This window comes from Lawsonibacter faecis, from assembly GCF_014287675.1.
Taxonomy (GTDB): Bacteria; Bacillota; Clostridia; order Oscillospirales; family Oscillospiraceae; genus Pseudoflavonifractor; species Pseudoflavonifractor faecis.
In genome coordinates, this window is record NZ_JACOPQ010000002.1 from 13,008 (window position 1) to 26,639 (window position 13,632).

General features: G+C 63.2%; 14 protein-coding genes. All 14 read right to left on the bottom strand.

What is annotated here, in order from left to right:
- Positions 1 to 34: 34 nt before the first annotated feature.
- The gene (gene tyrS / locus H8S62_RS02195; RefSeq protein WP_155146527.1) at positions 35 to 1,264 is read right to left on the bottom strand and encodes a tyrosine--tRNA ligase; all 1,230 of its coding nucleotides are present in this window, start codon (positions 1,262 to 1,264) and stop codon (positions 35 to 37) included.
- A 730-nt stretch (positions 1,265 to 1,994) separates the two neighbouring features.
- A complete protein-coding gene (gene recN, locus H8S62_RS02200; RefSeq protein ID WP_155146522.1) occupies positions 1,995 to 3,695 on the bottom strand; it encodes a DNA repair protein RecN in 1,701 nt (566 codons plus the stop codon).
- A gap of 57 nt (positions 3,696 to 3,752) precedes the next feature.
- The gene (locus H8S62_RS02205; protein ID WP_155146520.1) at positions 3,753 to 4,205 is read right to left on the bottom strand and encodes an arginine repressor; all 453 of its coding nucleotides are present in this window, start codon (positions 4,203 to 4,205) and stop codon (positions 3,753 to 3,755) included.
- A gap of 4 nt (positions 4,206 to 4,209) precedes the next feature.
- Positions 4,210 to 5,076, bottom strand: a complete 867-nt coding sequence (locus H8S62_RS02210; protein WP_155146518.1) for an NAD(+)/NADH kinase — start codon at positions 5,074 to 5,076, stop codon at positions 4,210 to 4,212.
- Positions 5,077 to 5,080: 4 nt separating this feature from the next.
- On the bottom strand, positions 5,081 to 5,890 hold the full coding sequence (locus H8S62_RS02215) for a TlyA family RNA methyltransferase (protein WP_155146516.1): 810 nt from the start codon (positions 5,888 to 5,890) through the stop codon (positions 5,081 to 5,083).
- The gene (dxs, locus tag H8S62_RS02220; RefSeq protein WP_186918349.1) at positions 5,883 to 7,730 is read right to left on the bottom strand and encodes a 1-deoxy-D-xylulose-5-phosphate synthase; all 1,848 of its coding nucleotides are present in this window, start codon (positions 7,728 to 7,730) and stop codon (positions 5,883 to 5,885) included. Before dxs ends, H8S62_RS02215 begins: the two co-directional genes overlap by 8 nt.
- Before the next feature lie 99 nt (positions 7,731 to 7,829).
- On the bottom strand, positions 7,830 to 8,291 hold the full coding sequence (locus H8S62_RS02225; protein ID WP_155146512.1) for a divergent PAP2 family protein: 462 nt from the start codon (positions 8,289 to 8,291) through the stop codon (positions 7,830 to 7,832).
- Between the two features lie 6 nt (positions 8,292 to 8,297).
- A complete protein-coding gene (locus tag H8S62_RS02230) occupies positions 8,298 to 9,176 on the bottom strand; it encodes a polyprenyl synthetase family protein (protein WP_155146510.1) in 879 nt (292 codons plus the stop codon).
- Between the two features lie 3 nt (positions 9,177 to 9,179).
- Positions 9,180 to 9,413: an exodeoxyribonuclease VII small subunit gene (xseB, locus tag H8S62_RS02235; RefSeq protein ID WP_155146508.1), complete on the bottom strand. Its 234-nt coding sequence runs from the start codon at positions 9,411 to 9,413 to the stop codon at positions 9,180 to 9,182.
- Positions 9,388 to 10,629, bottom strand: a complete 1,242-nt coding sequence (gene xseA / locus H8S62_RS02240; protein WP_186918350.1) for an exodeoxyribonuclease VII large subunit — start codon at positions 10,627 to 10,629, stop codon at positions 9,388 to 9,390. Before xseA ends, xseB begins: the two co-directional genes overlap by 26 nt.
- Positions 10,626 to 11,561 (bottom strand): tRNA (adenosine(37)-N6)-threonylcarbamoyltransferase complex transferase subunit TsaD, encoded by a 936-nt coding sequence (locus tag H8S62_RS02245; RefSeq protein WP_243255273.1) that lies wholly within the window; start codon positions 11,559 to 11,561, stop codon positions 10,626 to 10,628. Before H8S62_RS02245 ends, xseA begins: the two co-directional genes overlap by 4 nt.
- Before the next feature lie 2 nt (positions 11,562 to 11,563).
- Positions 11,564 to 12,097 carry a transcription antitermination factor NusB gene (gene nusB, locus H8S62_RS02250; RefSeq protein ID WP_186918352.1) on the bottom strand — a complete coding sequence of 178 codons (534 nt, stop codon included), beginning with the start codon at positions 12,095 to 12,097 and terminating at the stop codon, positions 11,564 to 11,566.
- 294 nt (positions 12,098 to 12,391) lie between these two features.
- Positions 12,392 to 12,781, bottom strand: coding sequence for an Asp23/Gls24 family envelope stress response protein (locus H8S62_RS02255; RefSeq protein WP_155146482.1), 390 nt, complete (start codon positions 12,779 to 12,781; stop codon positions 12,392 to 12,394).
- A 210-nt stretch (positions 12,782 to 12,991) separates the two neighbouring features.
- Positions 12,992 to 13,606: a SpoIIIAH-like family protein gene (locus tag H8S62_RS02260; protein WP_155146480.1), complete on the bottom strand. Its 615-nt coding sequence runs from the start codon at positions 13,604 to 13,606 to the stop codon at positions 12,992 to 12,994.
- Positions 13,607 to 13,632: the final 26 nt, after the last annotated feature.

Sequence of the window (13,632 nt, forward strand, 5' to 3'; positions counted from 1 at the left end):
CCAGCAGGAGAGCCGTCCCTTCATATGGTAACGATTATCCCTGCAGCACGGCCTTGTGGAAGACCTTCTTCCCCTTTTTAATCATCACGCCGTCCCCGGAGAGCTCCTCCGCGGTGAAGCTGCGGGCGATGTCGGCCACCTTGACGCCGCCGGCCTCCACGCCGCCCTGCTGGACCAGCCGGCGGGCCTCGGCCTTGGACGGCGTCAGGCCGCACTTGACCATCAGGTCCAGGATGCCGATGGCGCCCTCGGTCAGGTCGCCGCCGGTCAGGGTGGTGGCGGGCACGTTGGCCAGGTCGCCGCCCTGTGCAAAGAGGGCCTTGGCCGCATCCTGGGCCTTCTGAGCCTCCTCCTCGCCGTGGATCATCTTCGTCAGCTCAAAGGCCAGAATTTCCTTGGCGGTGTTGAGCTGGCTCCCCTCCCACCTGTCCATCTCGTCGATCTGCTCCAGGGGCAGGAAGGTGAGCATCCGCAGGCACTTGAGCACGTCCTGGTCGCCCACGTTGCGCCAGTACTGGTAGAAGTCGTAGGGAGAGGTCTTTTCAGGGTCCAGCCATACCGCGCCGGAGGCGGTCTTGCCCATCTTCTTGCCCTCGGAGTTCATCAGCAGGGTGATGGTCATGGCGTAGGCGTCCTTGCCCAGCTTTTTGCGGATGAGGTCGGTGCCGAAGAGCATGTTGCTCCACTGGTCGTCACCGCCGAACTGCATGTTGCAGCCCACGGTCTGAAACATGTGGTAAAAGTCGTAGCTCTGCATGATCATGTAGTTGAACTCCAGGAAAGAGAGCCCCTTCTCCATGCGCTGCTTGTAGCACTCGGCGCGGAGCATATTGTTCACGCTGAAGCAGGCGCCCACCTCACGCAGCAGCTCCACGTAGTTCAGCTGCAGGAGCCAGTCGGCGTTGTTGAGCATCATGGCCTTGTCCGGCCCGAACTCAATGAACTTTTCCATCTGCTTTTTGAAGCAGTCGCAGTTGTGCTGGATGGTCTCGGGGGTCATCATGTTGCGCATATCGCTGCGGCCGGAGGGGTCGCCGATGTAGCCGGTGCCGCCGCCGATGAGGGCGATGGGGCGGTTGCCCGCCATCTGCAGCCGCTTCATCAGGCACAGGGCCATAAAGTGGCCCACATGGAGGGAGTCCGCGGTGGGGTCAAAACCGATGTAGAAGGTGGCCCTGCCGTTGTTGATGAGCTCCTTGATCTCCTCCTCGTCGGTCACCTGGGCAATCAGCCCCCGGGCCTGCAGCTCTTCATAAAGTGTCATTTTTCTGTCTCCTTTGTTGTTCAATTTATGTTCCGTCCAATGGAATTCATCCTTAAAATCGCGAAAGCAAGCTGGGCAGACCCAGCCCGTTTGACGGCTGTTGTCCTTTGTCAGGATATATCCGGAATGCAATGCATCCCTGTAATTGCTGATTTCAGAATTGCAGAAGATACAGTGCTCATGGGAACAGCGGTGAGCGTCCTCCACGTCGCAATCGTCACAGTACGCGGCGGCGCATTTCTGACATGGCCGGGCAAATACAGGGTTGGCTGGAATATATTTTTCGACATAAGCGTACTCCCACCCTGCAAATACGCTCTCCTGTCCCTGTCTTCTCCAATCCTCTTCCAAGTCCACACCCCCATGCATAAAAACGCCCCCTGTCCTTGCGGACAGAGGGCGTGAATACGCGGTACCACCTCTGGTTCGCCCGCCTCCTCGCGGAGAGGGCCTCATCGGGTGCCAACACACCCTGACGCTGTAACGGGCGTACCCGACACGGCCCTACTGTGCCCCGTCTCACAAGACCGCAGGCCAGCGATGGCTGGCACGGCAATCCGTGGCTTTGGCAGTTCAGGCGGCTGCTCCGAGGCGTATTCACAGAGCGGCGGCGTCCCCCTTCCACCAAAACGGGGGCTCTCTGTACGACTGCCAATCCCTGCTACTCTTCCTCATCATTGCGATGACGCTGTGCGATTGTGTTGTACTATACCACGGGTTTTTTCGAATGTCAAGGGCGGCTTTTCCCCTTTTTGTAGGTCTGAGCGCCGTCCAGCAGCTCCCCTGCGCTCTCCAGGGCGGCGATGGTGACGTGCTCGCCGGAGGTGAGCCGGGCTAACTCCTCCTTGCGGCGGTCCCGGCTCAGCCGCTCCACCGCGGTAAAGGTCCTGCCCTTACTCTCCCCTTTTTCCACGGAAAAATGCACGTCGGCCATGGCCGCGATCTGCGGCAGGTGGGTCACACAGAGGACCTGCTTGTGTCCCGCCACGTCGGCCATCTTCTCGGCCACCTTCTGCGCCGCCCGGCCCGAGACGCCGGTGTCCACCTCGTCAAAGACCAGGGTGGTCACGTCGTCGTTCTCCGCCAGGACATTCTTGAGGGCCAGCATAATGCGGGCCAGCTCGCCGCCGGAGGCGATTTTCTGGATGGGCTTCAGCGCTTCGCCCACGTTGGCCGACATGAGAAACTGCACGGCGTCCATGCCGGTCTCATCCAGGCCGTTTTTCCCGCCCACAGCGGCAAATTCCACCTGAAAGCGCACCTTCGGCATGTCCAGCTGGGCCAATTCCGACTGGATTCTCGTCTGTAGGGCCTCGGCGGCCTGATGGCGGGCGTCGGAGAGGGCTTTTGCCCTGGCCCCCGCATTTTTCAGCGCCTGGGCGTAATTTTTCTCCAACCTTGCAATGGTATCGCTGGAAAATTGGATTTCATCCAGCTCCTTGCGGCAGTTCTCCAGATATTCCAGCATTTCTTCCACGGAATTGCCGTATTTTTTCCGCAGGCGGTAAATCACATCCAGCCGGCTCTCCACCTCGTCCAGCTCGCCGGGCTCGAAGTCGAAGCTGCCGCGCAGGTCCCGCAGGGTCTCCGCCACGTCGTCAGCGGCGCAGCGCAGCTCCGCTATCCGCTCCAGCAGGGCCGCTGCCTGACCGCTCATCTCCCCGGCGGGGGTCAGGGCGTATTCCGCTGTGGCGATGAGGGCCGCCGCGCCCTCGCTGTCCTCGTCGCCCGAGAGGGCGTAGTGGGCGTTTTCCACCGCCTCAATGAGCTTTCCGGCGTTGCGCAGCAGGCTGCGCCGCTCAGAGAGCGCCTCCTCCTCCCCCGCCTTGAGCCCGGCGCGCTCCAACTCGCCGATTTGGAAGTTCAGGCTGTCAATCCGGCGGGATTTCTCCGCCTCATCCATCTCAAGGGCGGCAATCTCCCTCTGTATGGCGGCAAGCGAATCATAGGCGGCGCGGTAGTCCTCCCGGAGAGCCTCGGTGGCGCCGAAGGAGTCCAGGTAGGACAGATGGCAGCGCTCATCCAGCAGCTGCTGGCCGTCGTGCTGGCCGTGGATGTTCACGAGCTGGCTCCCCAGCGCCCTGAGCTGGGAGACTGTGAGCAGCCGCCCGGCCAGTCGGCAGACATTTTTACCGTCCGGCTGGATCTCCCGCTGGAGAATCAGGTTGCCGTCCTCGTCGGGCCCCATGCCGTTCTCCTCAAACCAGGGCAGGCTGGGCAGATGGGTGAAGACCGCCTCCACCCGGGCCGACTTTGCCCCCGTGCGGATAAGATCCCGGCTGGTGCGCTCGCCGATGATGGCCCCGATGGCGTCGATGACGATGGATTTACCCGCGCCGGTCTCACCGGTCAGGGCGTTGAAACCGCCGTCGAACTGGATGTCCGCCGATTCAATGACCGCGATATTTTCAATATGGAGCAGGGAAAGCATGCTTCTTCACCCCTTGTGCTGTGCTGAAACAGCGGAGGACAAGCCCCCGCCGCACAGTTATTTCAGCATCTTATGGATCTCGCTGCAGAACTCGGCGGCGGCCTCGCTGGTGCGCATAATCAGCATGGCCGTATCGTCACCGGCCAGACTGCCCACCATATCCGGTATCTCCATGCCGTCCAGGGCCGCGCAGGCGGCGGAGGCAAGGCCGGGCATTGTCTTGATGACCACGATGTTCTGGGCCAGGTCGAAGGAGGTGACGCCCTCCTTGAAGATGGTCCGCAGGCGGCCCGCGAAATTCAGAGAGGTCTTCCGCTCCGAGACCACATACTTGTAGGTGCCGAAGCCGGTGAGCTCCTTGATGAGGTGGAGCTCTTTGATATCCCGGGAAATGGTGGCCTGGGTGGAGGACACGCCGCGCTCCTTCAGGTGCTCCAGAAGCTGGTCCTGGGTCTCCACGTCCACTTCCTCGATGATGCGGAGGATCTCCTCCTGGCGCTTGCTTTTCATACCTTCACCCTTTCCCCAATTTCTGATTGAGCACCTCGTAGAAGCTGCGGCTGCTCAGCCGCACCAGGCGGGTCTGCGCCTGGGACTTTCGGATCTCAACCGTGTCCCCGGCGCAGAGCTTGACAGCCTTCCCGCCGTCTACGGAGAGGTACGCGGTCTTGCGGGCCAGCCGCCCCATCTTTGCGGCTACCACCCGGTTGCAGTCCAGCACCAGCGCCCTCGCGTGGAGGGAGTGGGCGCAGATGGGCGTAACGATAATATTCTCCGCCGTGGGCTCCACGATGGGGCCGCCGGCCGACATGGAGTAGGCCGTGGAGCCGGTGGGGGTGCAGACGATAATCCCGTCGCCGGAGAAGTCGGAGATCAGCTTGCGATCCCCATAGACCGAGAGATCGATGATCCGGGCGATGGCGCCCTTGGTGATGACGGCGTCGTTAAGGGCGAGGTCCTCATAGATGACCTTGCCGTCGTGAATCACCTTCACGTCCAGCATCATGCGCCGCTCCACCGTAAATTTCCTGGCCGCCAGCTTGGAGAGGAGCTGCAGCTCCCCCTGCTCCAGCTCGGCCATGAAGCCCACGCTGCCCATGTTGACGCCCAGAATGGGTACGCCGTGCTGGTTGGCGTCCTTGGCGGCGTGGAGAATGGTGCCGTCCCCGCCGAAGCAGATGAGCATATCCGCGCTGGAGAGCTCAGCCTGCATTTCGCAGAAGGTGAGATGCTTGGGAAGCTCCATGCGGCTGCCCTTCTCCAGAGGGAAGGGGAGACACATGGCGGTGTCCACCTGATTCTCACGCAGAATGCGGTCCGCCGCCTGGGCCGCCTTGAGGCCCTTGTCGCGGTAGGGGTTGGGGCTAAGTACGACTTTCATATCCTCACTCCCCCTCCAGCGTCTGATGGGACGCTTCGACCAGCGCCCCCAAATCCCCCGTCCAGCCGTTCCCGGCCCCGGCCCCGGTCTCTAAAAAACCGAGGTACTCAATGTTTCCCTCAGGGCCGCGAACGGGTGAAAAGGTTATATCCTTTACGGCGAAATCGGCATCTCCGGCGTTGATCAGGAACTGCTCCAGCACCTGCTGATGAACCGCGGGGTCCCGGACGACGCCCTTCTTGCCCACCTTCTCCTTCCCCGCCTCGAACTGTGGCTTGACAAGGCACGCCACATGGCCGCCCTCCCGCAGCAGGCCGCGGACCGCAGGCAGGATAAGACGCAGGGAGATGAAGGATACGTCGATGCTGGCGAAATCCAGCTCGTCCGGGATCTGCTCATGGGTCAGGTAGCGGGCGTTGGTCCGCTCCATACAGACGACGCGCTCGTCGCTGCGCAGGCTCCAGGCCAGCTGGCCGTACCCCACGTCCACGGCGTAGACCTTCTTTGCGCCGTTTTGCAGCATGCAGTCGGTAAAGCCGCCGGTAGAGGCTCCGATATCGCCGCAGACGGCGCCCTTTAAATCGATGGGAAAGACCTGCATGGCCTTCTCCAGCTTGAGGCCGCCCCGGCTCACATAGGCCAGCGTCTTGCCCCGGACCTCAATTTCGGCGGTCTCCTCAACGGGGGCGCCCGCCTTGTCCACCTTCCGGCCCGCCACGTAGACCTGGCCCGCCATAATGACGGCCTGGGCCCGCTGACGGCTCTCAATGAGGCAGCGTTCGCACAGGAGGATATCCAGTCTTTTTTTAGCCATGGGCGCAGACCTCCAACGCCTTCTGATAGAGGCTCCTGCCGTCCAGCCCGCAGAGCTTGTGGAGCTGGGCGACGGAGCCGTGGGTCACAAAGAAGCGGCCTAAATTGCACAGCGCCGCCCGCCCGGGGGCCGCGCCCCGCAGGGCGAGGGCAGAGAGAAGCCGCTGGCCCACGCAGTTGGCCTCTGCCGCCTCCTCGGCCACCAAGAGTCGGCCGGTGCGGGAGACGGACTTTGAAACAGCGTCTACATCAATAGGTGTAATGGTATTTAACTTCACAACTTCAGCAGAGACCCCGTCGTCGGCCAACAGCTCGGCACACTCTAGAATCTGGTTGATGAGCAGGCCGTATCCCACCAGCGTGACGTCCCTGCCCTGCCGGAGGACCGCCGAGCGCCCCCTGCCGGAGTCGCCCCGGTAGTTTCCCTCGCCGCCCCGGGGATAGCGCAGGGCCACGGGCCCCTTCACCTGATGGACGGCGTACTCCAGCATGGAGCGCAGCTCCGCAAAGCTGGAGGGACAGAGTACCGTCATACCGGGAACGGTGTCCAGCAGGGCGGCGTCGAATACGCCGTGGTGGGTTTCGCCGTCCTCCCCAACCAGACCCGCCCGGTCCACAGCCAGGACCAAATGGAGCTGCTGGAGGGCCACGTCGTGGATCAGCATATCGCAGGCCCGCTGGAGGAAGGAGGAGTAGACCGCAAAGACGGGGGTCATGCCCTGCTTCGCCATTCCCGCCGACATGGTGACGGCGTGGCCCTCGGCGATGCCCACGTCAAACGCCCGCGCCGGGAACCGCTGAAAAAAGGTCCCCAGGCCGGTGCCGTCCTGCATAGCCGCAGTCACGGCGCAGATTTTATCGTCCTTCGCTGCCAGCGCGCAGAGGGCGTCACCGAAGGCTTTGGAAAAACTGGGCCCGCTTGACTGGAGAGGCTCCCCCGTCTGGATGCAAAAGCGGCCCACGCCGTGGAACCGGTCTGGATTGCGTTCCGCAGGCGGATAGCCTTTTCCCTTTACAGTCCTTACATGGAGCAGAACTGGGGTCTCCATTTCCTTCGCGTACCTGAGCAGCCGGGTCAGGCCCCGCACATCATGGCCGTCCACCGGGCCCAGGTAGGTGAAGCCCATATCCTCAAAGAGACTGCAGGGCAGAAGCGTGTCCTTGACGGCCTTCTTGATTTTGTGAGTCACGCGGTACACCGCTTTGCCGCCGGGCACCACGCTCATCACCTTGCGGTAGCCCTTTTTAAAGCGCAGATACTGGGGCTTGAGCCGCTGACGGGCCAGGTGGTCCGCCACGCCGCCCACATTTTTGGTAATGGACATACCGTTGTCGTTGAGAATGACAATCAGCCGTTCTCCGCTGTTGCCCGCGTCGGAGAGTCCCTCATAGGCCAGGCCGCCGGTGAGAGCGCCGTCGCCGATGAGGGCGACCACATCGTAGTCCGCCCCCGTCAGGGTCCGCGCCCGGGCCATGCCCACCGCGACAGAGACGGAGTTGGAGGCGTGTCCGGCGACAAAGGCGTCGCAGGGACTCTCCACCGGCTTGGGAAAGCCCGCAATACCGCCGAAAGAGCGCAAATCCCGCATCTGATCGGCGCGGCCCGTGAGAATCTTATGGGTATAGCACTGGTGCCCCACGTCGAAAACCAGCCGGTCGCGCTCAAAGTCGAAAACCCGGTGGAGGGCCACGGTGATCTCCACTGCGCCCAGATTGGATGCCAGATGTCCGCCCGTACGGGAGACTGTATCGATCAGACCGGCGCGGAGCCTGGTGCAGAGGGCCTCAGCCTCGCTGTCGGTCACTTTTTTCAAATCAGGGATATCAGATTGCTGAATCATAAACACCTCCCAGGGGACGGCGCGCGTCTCCGGTGATAGAAGCCCTGCAGATACAGGGACCGGACTGCCCGGCGCGCTCCGCCGTACTGCGCAGACGCATTAAATCATACTGGTCCCAATCAGGCCGATTGCCACGCCCAAAAGGGCGCCCATAATAACCTGTAAAGGAGAATGACCCAACAGCTCCTTCAGCTCCTTGCCGAAGATGGCGGGCTTCATCTCCATCCAATGGTCCATCATGTAGTTGAGAATTTTAGCCTGCTCCCCCGCAGCCTTGCGGACGTTGGCCGCGTCGTACATCACCACAATGGCCAGCACCGCGGCAATGGCAAAAAGGGGCGAGGAGAAACCGTAGAGCATCCCCGTGGAGGCTGCGCAGGCGCAGACGAACGCGGAGTGGGAGCTGGGCATGCCGCCGCTGGCCATAATCCGCCGCCAGTCCATCTTTTTGTACCGCACCAGCTGGACGATTACCTTAATGATCTGGGCGATTGCCCAGGCGACGGCAGATAAAATCAGAATGAGATTTCCAAGGTGATAGTTGGGCAGGTTGTCATACATCCGCGCTCACTTCTCCCGCTGTACTAATTCGTCCGCCAGCCAGCATAAAAAGCCGGGATCGGCAAAGGTCTCCCGCAGGGCGTTCTTCGCCTCCTCCGTCTTCTCGCGCACCAGCGCCTCGCAGGCCTCCATTCCCTTGAGGCTCACAAAGGTGGTCTTCTCGCTCCGGGCGTCGGAGCCGATGGGCTTGCCGAGGGTGGCCTCGTCGCCCTGGATGTCCAGCATATCGTCCCGGATCTGGAACGCCAGTCCCAGGCGGCGGGCGTATCTGCGCACCGCGGCGCGCTCCTTCACGCTGCCCCCGGCGGCGATGCAGCCCAGCTCGGCGGCGGCGGAGATGAGCGCCCCGGTTTTGAGGCTCTGCAGCTCCTCCACCTCGGCCAGGGAGAGGGCGTGGCCCTCACCGGCCATATCCAGCACCTGGCCGCCCACCATACCACGGGAACCCGCGGCGGCACCCAGACAGGCCACGGCGCTCAGAAGGCGGCCGGCGTCCAGACCTCCGGCCCCGGCGATGGTCTCAAAGGCGGCGGTGAGCAGGGCGTCTCCCGCCAGCACCGCCGTTGCCTCGCCGTAGACCTTATGATTGGTGGGCCTGCCGCGGCGCAGATCGTCGTCGTCCATGCAGGGAAGGTCGTCGTGAATGAGGGAATAAGTGTGAACCATTTCCACTGCACAGGCCAGCGGCAGAGCAGACTCCACGTCGCCGCCGCACATCCGGCAGGACTCCAGCGCCAGGACGGGGCGAATCCTCTTGCCTCCGGCCAGGAGGCTGTAGAGCATCGCGTCGTACAGGTCGGCCCGGGGTTCCCGGTCCGCAAAGCAGGTCTTTAAGTAGTTCTCTACCAGCGCGCAGTCGGCGCTGAGCTGCTGTTCATACGTCATCACTCAGCCCTCGCCGTCCAGCGCCGAGGCCTCGGGTGTGCCGTCGGGAGCGGCCGTCAGCTTGAGCACCTTCTGCTCCGCCTTGTCCAGCATGGCGGAGCATTTCTTCATCAGGCCGGTGCCCTCCTCAAAGAGGGCCAGCGCGTCCTCCAGCGGAGCCTCGCCGCGCTCCAGAAGGGAGACGATCTCCTCCAGACGGGCCATGGACTGCTCAAAGGTCAATTTTTTTTCTGCCATTACGGTCTGTGCTCCTTTCGGGCGCGTTCACGGTCACATCAATGCTGCCGTCGGACACGCGCAGTTCCAGACGGTCGCCGGGGCTCACGGATTTCACGGACCGCACCACCGCGCCCGTGGAGTCCCTAGGGATGGCGTAGCCCCGGGCCAGGACCTTGAGGGGGCTCATGGCATCCAGGGCGGCGGCCAGACGTGCGAACTGCTGCCGCTCCCTCCCCAGGGTGCGCTCCAGCCGGTCGGCCAGCCGGGCGCGCTGGTAATCCAGCAGGACGCGCCGGTCCTGAATGACGTTCATCGGGTCCTGTAAAGCGCGGCTGCCTGACAAGCGTTCCAGCTTCCCCCGGGCCTCGTTCAGCCGCCGGGAGGCGGCCTGGCCCATGCGGACGGAGAGCTGACTCAGCCTGCCGTACACATCGTTCCGGTCGGGTACCGCCAGCTCGGCGGCGTTGGACGGCGTGGCCGCCCGGAGGTCGGCCACAAAGTCGGCGATGGTCACGTCGGGCTCGTGGCCCACGGCGGAGATGACTGGAATCCGGGAGGCGTAGATGGCCCGGGCGACGATCTCCTCATTGAAGGCCCACAGGTCCTCCATAGAGCCGCCGCCCCGGCCGGTGATGATGAGGTCGGCCAGCCTGTTGCGGTTGACCCAGCCCAGGGCCGCCGCAATCTCCTCCGGCGCCTCCGCCCCCTGGACCCGGACGGGTACCACGGCCACCTCCGCCATCGGCCAGCGGGCGCTGAGAATACGCAGCATATCCCGCACCGCCGCGCCCGCAGGGGAGGTCACCAGAGCGATGCGGAGGGGAAAGCGGGGAATGGGCTTTTTATGGCCCTGATCAAAGAGTCCCTGGGCGAAGAGCTTGGCCTTCAGCTGCTCGAAGGCCACATGGAGGTCCCCCACCCCGTCGGGCGTGAGTTCATTGACATAGAGCTGGTACTGGCCGTCCCGGGGAAAAACGGTCACCCGGCCAAAGGCCACGACCTTCATGCCGTTTTCAGGCCGAAACCGCAGCGCCGAGGCCTCCCGCCGGAACATGACGCAGCGGATGGCGCCGCCCTCATCCTTCATGGAGAAGTAGTGGTGGCCGGAGGGGTACATCTTATAGTTGGAGAGCTCGCCCCGGACCAGCACGCCGGAGAGGGCGCCGTCCGAGTCCAGCAGATCCTTGATATGTTGGTTGACCTGGGTGACGCTGTAGACGGTGTCGTTTCTCACAGGCCCCCCTCCCCGCTGTGCAGGCTCCGCCAGGCCAGGATGGCCACGCCCAGGGCGTTGTCGGCGGAGCAGCGCGGCTCGGCGAAGACGGCCTCCCCCATCTGTTCCCGCAGGCGGGAGTTGGAGGCCACGCCGCCCGAGCAGAGAACGGGCAGGCCGGGGTACTCCTTCAATGCCGCAGCGGTGGTCCGGCGCACTGCGCCCGCCACGGTGTCCAGGGTGAAGCGGGCCACGTCGGCGGGCCGCTCCCCCTTCTCACACAGGGCCTTGACCTGGTTCTCCACCCCGGAGAGCGAGAATGTAAGGCCGTTAAGCTTTACATGAAAATGCTTCTGTGTATCCGCCTCGCGGGACAGGGCATCCAGGGCCCTGCCCGCCGGGAAGTCCAGGCCCAGGAGCACGCCGGTGCGGTCGATAAGCTGGCCGGCGGAGATGTCGCTGGTGCCGCCGATGCACCGGGCGCGAACATTGACCCCGTCCGGCTCCACCAGCAGAAGCTCGGTGGTGCCGCCGGAGAGGTGCCAGGCAAGCATGGGGGAATCCAGCAGCTCCATCCGCCCGGCGGACCAGGCGGCGGCGGCAATGTGCCCCTGCTGGTGGGAGACAGGGAAAAAGGGCGCGCCCAGCGTATCCGCAATGGCGCGGCCCTGGCCCTCCCCCGCCAGGAAGCATGGCATATAAGAGCCCTCCACCGCCCTGGGGCGGGTGCTGGCGCCTACCGCCTCAATCGTTTGCAGCAAGCCCCGGTCCCGCAGGGCGCCGAACAGCTCCGGCAGGCGCTTCACATGCTGAAAGAGGGCGTCGCTCTGGCGCAGGCCCAGCGCGCCCTGGGGCACGTCCAGAAGCCGCCCCAGGTTTTCGCCCGCCGCGCCGTCAAAAACCGCCACGGAGGTGGTGTAGTTGCTGGTATCCAGCCCGAGACAGCGCGGCATGGTCATGCCTCGGGGAACTGCGCGGACTCGGACGCCTCGGGCGCGGGCTCGGCGTCGAAGATGTCCTCGGGCACGGCGGCGGTCCGATCGGGGATGGACTCCTTACGCACAAAGGAGCCGAGGATGCCGTTGACGAAAGAGACCACGTCGGGGTCCTCGTAGTGCTTGGTCAGCTCCACCGCCTCATTGATGGCGGCGGCGTTGGGGATGTCCTGCATATAGAGAATCTCATACATGGCCACCCGCATAATGGCCACCGCCACCCGGGGCAGGCGGGAGAAGCTCCAGCCGATGGCGTACCGGGCGATATACTCGTCCAGCTCCGGGCAGTGCTCGTAGACCCCCTTCACCAGGCCGGCTATGTACTCCTTCTGCTTGACGTTGGGGTACTCGGCATAGAGGGGCTCCTCCTCCCCGATGAGGGCGAAGGTGGTGCGGGTCAGGGCCGAAGCCAGCAGCTCGTCGGCGGTCTGATTGGTAAAGCTCAGCTCAAAGGTGAGATGTACGGCAATTTCTCTGGCATTGGTCCTGGTCATGGTCGTTCCTCCGTTGCGGGGCGGGCGCACCCCCGCCGCTCTCTTTCTGAAATGGATAGTTGAATGAATATGCCACTATTATATACAATATGGATGCAAAGATAAACCCCCAACTTACCGATTTCCGACAGAAACTTCATGCCGGCCCCGAGGAGGCCGGTGACCGGAGCCCGGAAGCGCGGGGCTCCGCCGGAGGTGCGGAAGCGGAAACGGAGCGCAAAAAAGCATTGAGCGAAACGGATTACGCTCAATGCTTTTCAGCTTCATCATCCACCGGGCCGGAGGGTGCAGCGGTCAGGAATGCCTGGCGTCCTTCTCGAAGGTGACGCCGGAGACATTCACGTTGACGCACTCGGGAGTCAGCCCGCTCATATTTTCCACGCTGGTATAAACGGCCTCCTGCACGGCCTTGGCCACGTCGGGGATTACAAAGCCGTACTGTACCAGGATGGCGATATCCACGGTGAGGCTGCCGTCCTCGTTGGTGGACACCCGGACGCCCTTGGCGAGGTTCTTCTTGCCGCCAAGCATCTCCACGATGTCGTTGCCCAGGTTGGCGGCCAGACTGCCCACGCCCTCCACCTCCAGCGCGGCGGCGGCGGCCATGACGGCCAGCACGTCCTCAGCTATATGGATGTTTCCCATCTCGTCGGGACGGGAAATATACTCTCTGCCTTCGCCCATAAAGGTCACGCTCCTTCAAATGACGTACATAGTGAGTTTTCACTATGGTGTATTGTAACACAAAGGCTTAAAAATAACAATAAAGAATTGCAGCGGCACGGCCTGTCGAAAAGCCCTCCGCTGAGAAAGTCTCGCAGAGTTGGGCCGTCCGCAGACGGCGGCATCAAATAATGAACCGCCCTGCCACGAAAGCGGCAGGGCGGTATGTATTCACTCGGTGGCTTCGATAATTTTAATCTGGCTGGCGGCCATGCCGGTCTCGTCGGTGACAATCTCCGCAATTTTCGCCACGTCGGCGTCGGTGAGGGCCGCGCCGTTATTGGAGACCACCACGGAGACGCTGTTGTCCCCGATAAAGGCCACGCAGTCGGTATAGCCCTTGGCGGTGACCAGGTTTTCAATCTGGGCCTCGCTGACCGTCAGGCTGGCCATGGTCTGGATGGAGGCATTGGCCTCGTCCTTCATGGTCTGGTCGGCGTCCTCGGTGCCCGCCGCCTGCTGGAGGAGGGAGAGGGCGGAGTCCCGGGCCTGCTGCCGGTTGAGCCGGGCGGAGTCAAAGTAGGAGCTGCCCTTGGAGGGCGCGCCGCTCTGGCCGTCCTCCCCGGCGGGCTCGGTGCCGGTGGGCGCGGGACTCGCGGAGGGGGCGGAATTCTTGCCGGTAAGGAGCGGGTCGCTGGTCTGGCCGCCCACCAGAGCCGCCTGGCCCAGAGTCTTGCCCGCGTCCGCCGTGCCGGACTCCTTATTGTAGGACCAGTTGAGATAGACCGCCACGCACACAAAGAGGACGATGGCCGCTACCACCGCGTTTCGTTTCCAGAGCTTCATACTGACCAATCCTTTCACCTGTCAAA

Excerpts from the sequence above, each read along its gene's own strand:
- tyrS (WP_155146527.1), bottom strand. The coding sequence starts at position 1,264 with ATGACACTTTATGAAGAGCTGCAGGCCCGGGGGCTGATTGCCCAGGTG.
- recN (WP_155146522.1), bottom strand. The coding sequence starts at position 3,695 with ATGCTTTCCCTGCTCCATATTGAAAATATCGCGGTCATTGAATCGGCG.
- H8S62_RS02205 (WP_155146520.1), bottom strand. The coding sequence starts at position 4,205 with ATGAAAAGCAAGCGCCAGGAGGAGATCCTCCGCATCATCGAGGAAGTG.
- H8S62_RS02210 (WP_155146518.1), bottom strand. The coding sequence starts at position 5,076 with ATGAAAGTCGTACTTAGCCCCAACCCCTACCGCGACAAGGGCCTCAAG.
- H8S62_RS02215 (WP_155146516.1), bottom strand. The coding sequence starts at position 5,890 with ATGGCTAAAAAAAGACTGGATATCCTCCTGTGCGAACGCTGCCTCATT.
- dxs (WP_186918349.1), bottom strand. The coding sequence starts at position 7,730 with ATGATTCAGCAATCTGATATCCCTGATTTGAAAAAAGTGACCGACAGC.
- H8S62_RS02225 (WP_155146512.1), bottom strand. The coding sequence starts at position 8,291 with ATGTATGACAACCTGCCCAACTATCACCTTGGAAATCTCATTCTGATT.
- H8S62_RS02230 (WP_155146510.1), bottom strand. The coding sequence starts at position 9,176 with ATGACGTATGAACAGCAGCTCAGCGCCGACTGCGCGCTGGTAGAGAAC.
- xseB (WP_155146508.1), bottom strand. The coding sequence starts at position 9,413 with ATGGCAGAAAAAAAATTGACCTTTGAGCAGTCCATGGCCCGTCTGGAG.
- H8S62_RS02245 (WP_243255273.1), bottom strand. The coding sequence starts at position 11,561 with ATGCCGCGCTGTCTCGGGCTGGATACCAGCAACTACACCACCTCCGTG.
- nusB (WP_186918352.1), bottom strand. The coding sequence starts at position 12,097 with ATGACCAGGACCAATGCCAGAGAAATTGCCGTACATCTCACCTTTGAG.
- H8S62_RS02255 (WP_155146482.1), bottom strand. The coding sequence starts at position 12,781 with ATGGGCGAAGGCAGAGAGTATATTTCCCGTCCCGACGAGATGGGAAAC.
- H8S62_RS02260 (WP_155146480.1), bottom strand. The coding sequence starts at position 13,606 with ATGAAGCTCTGGAAACGAAACGCGGTGGTAGCGGCCATCGTCCTCTTT.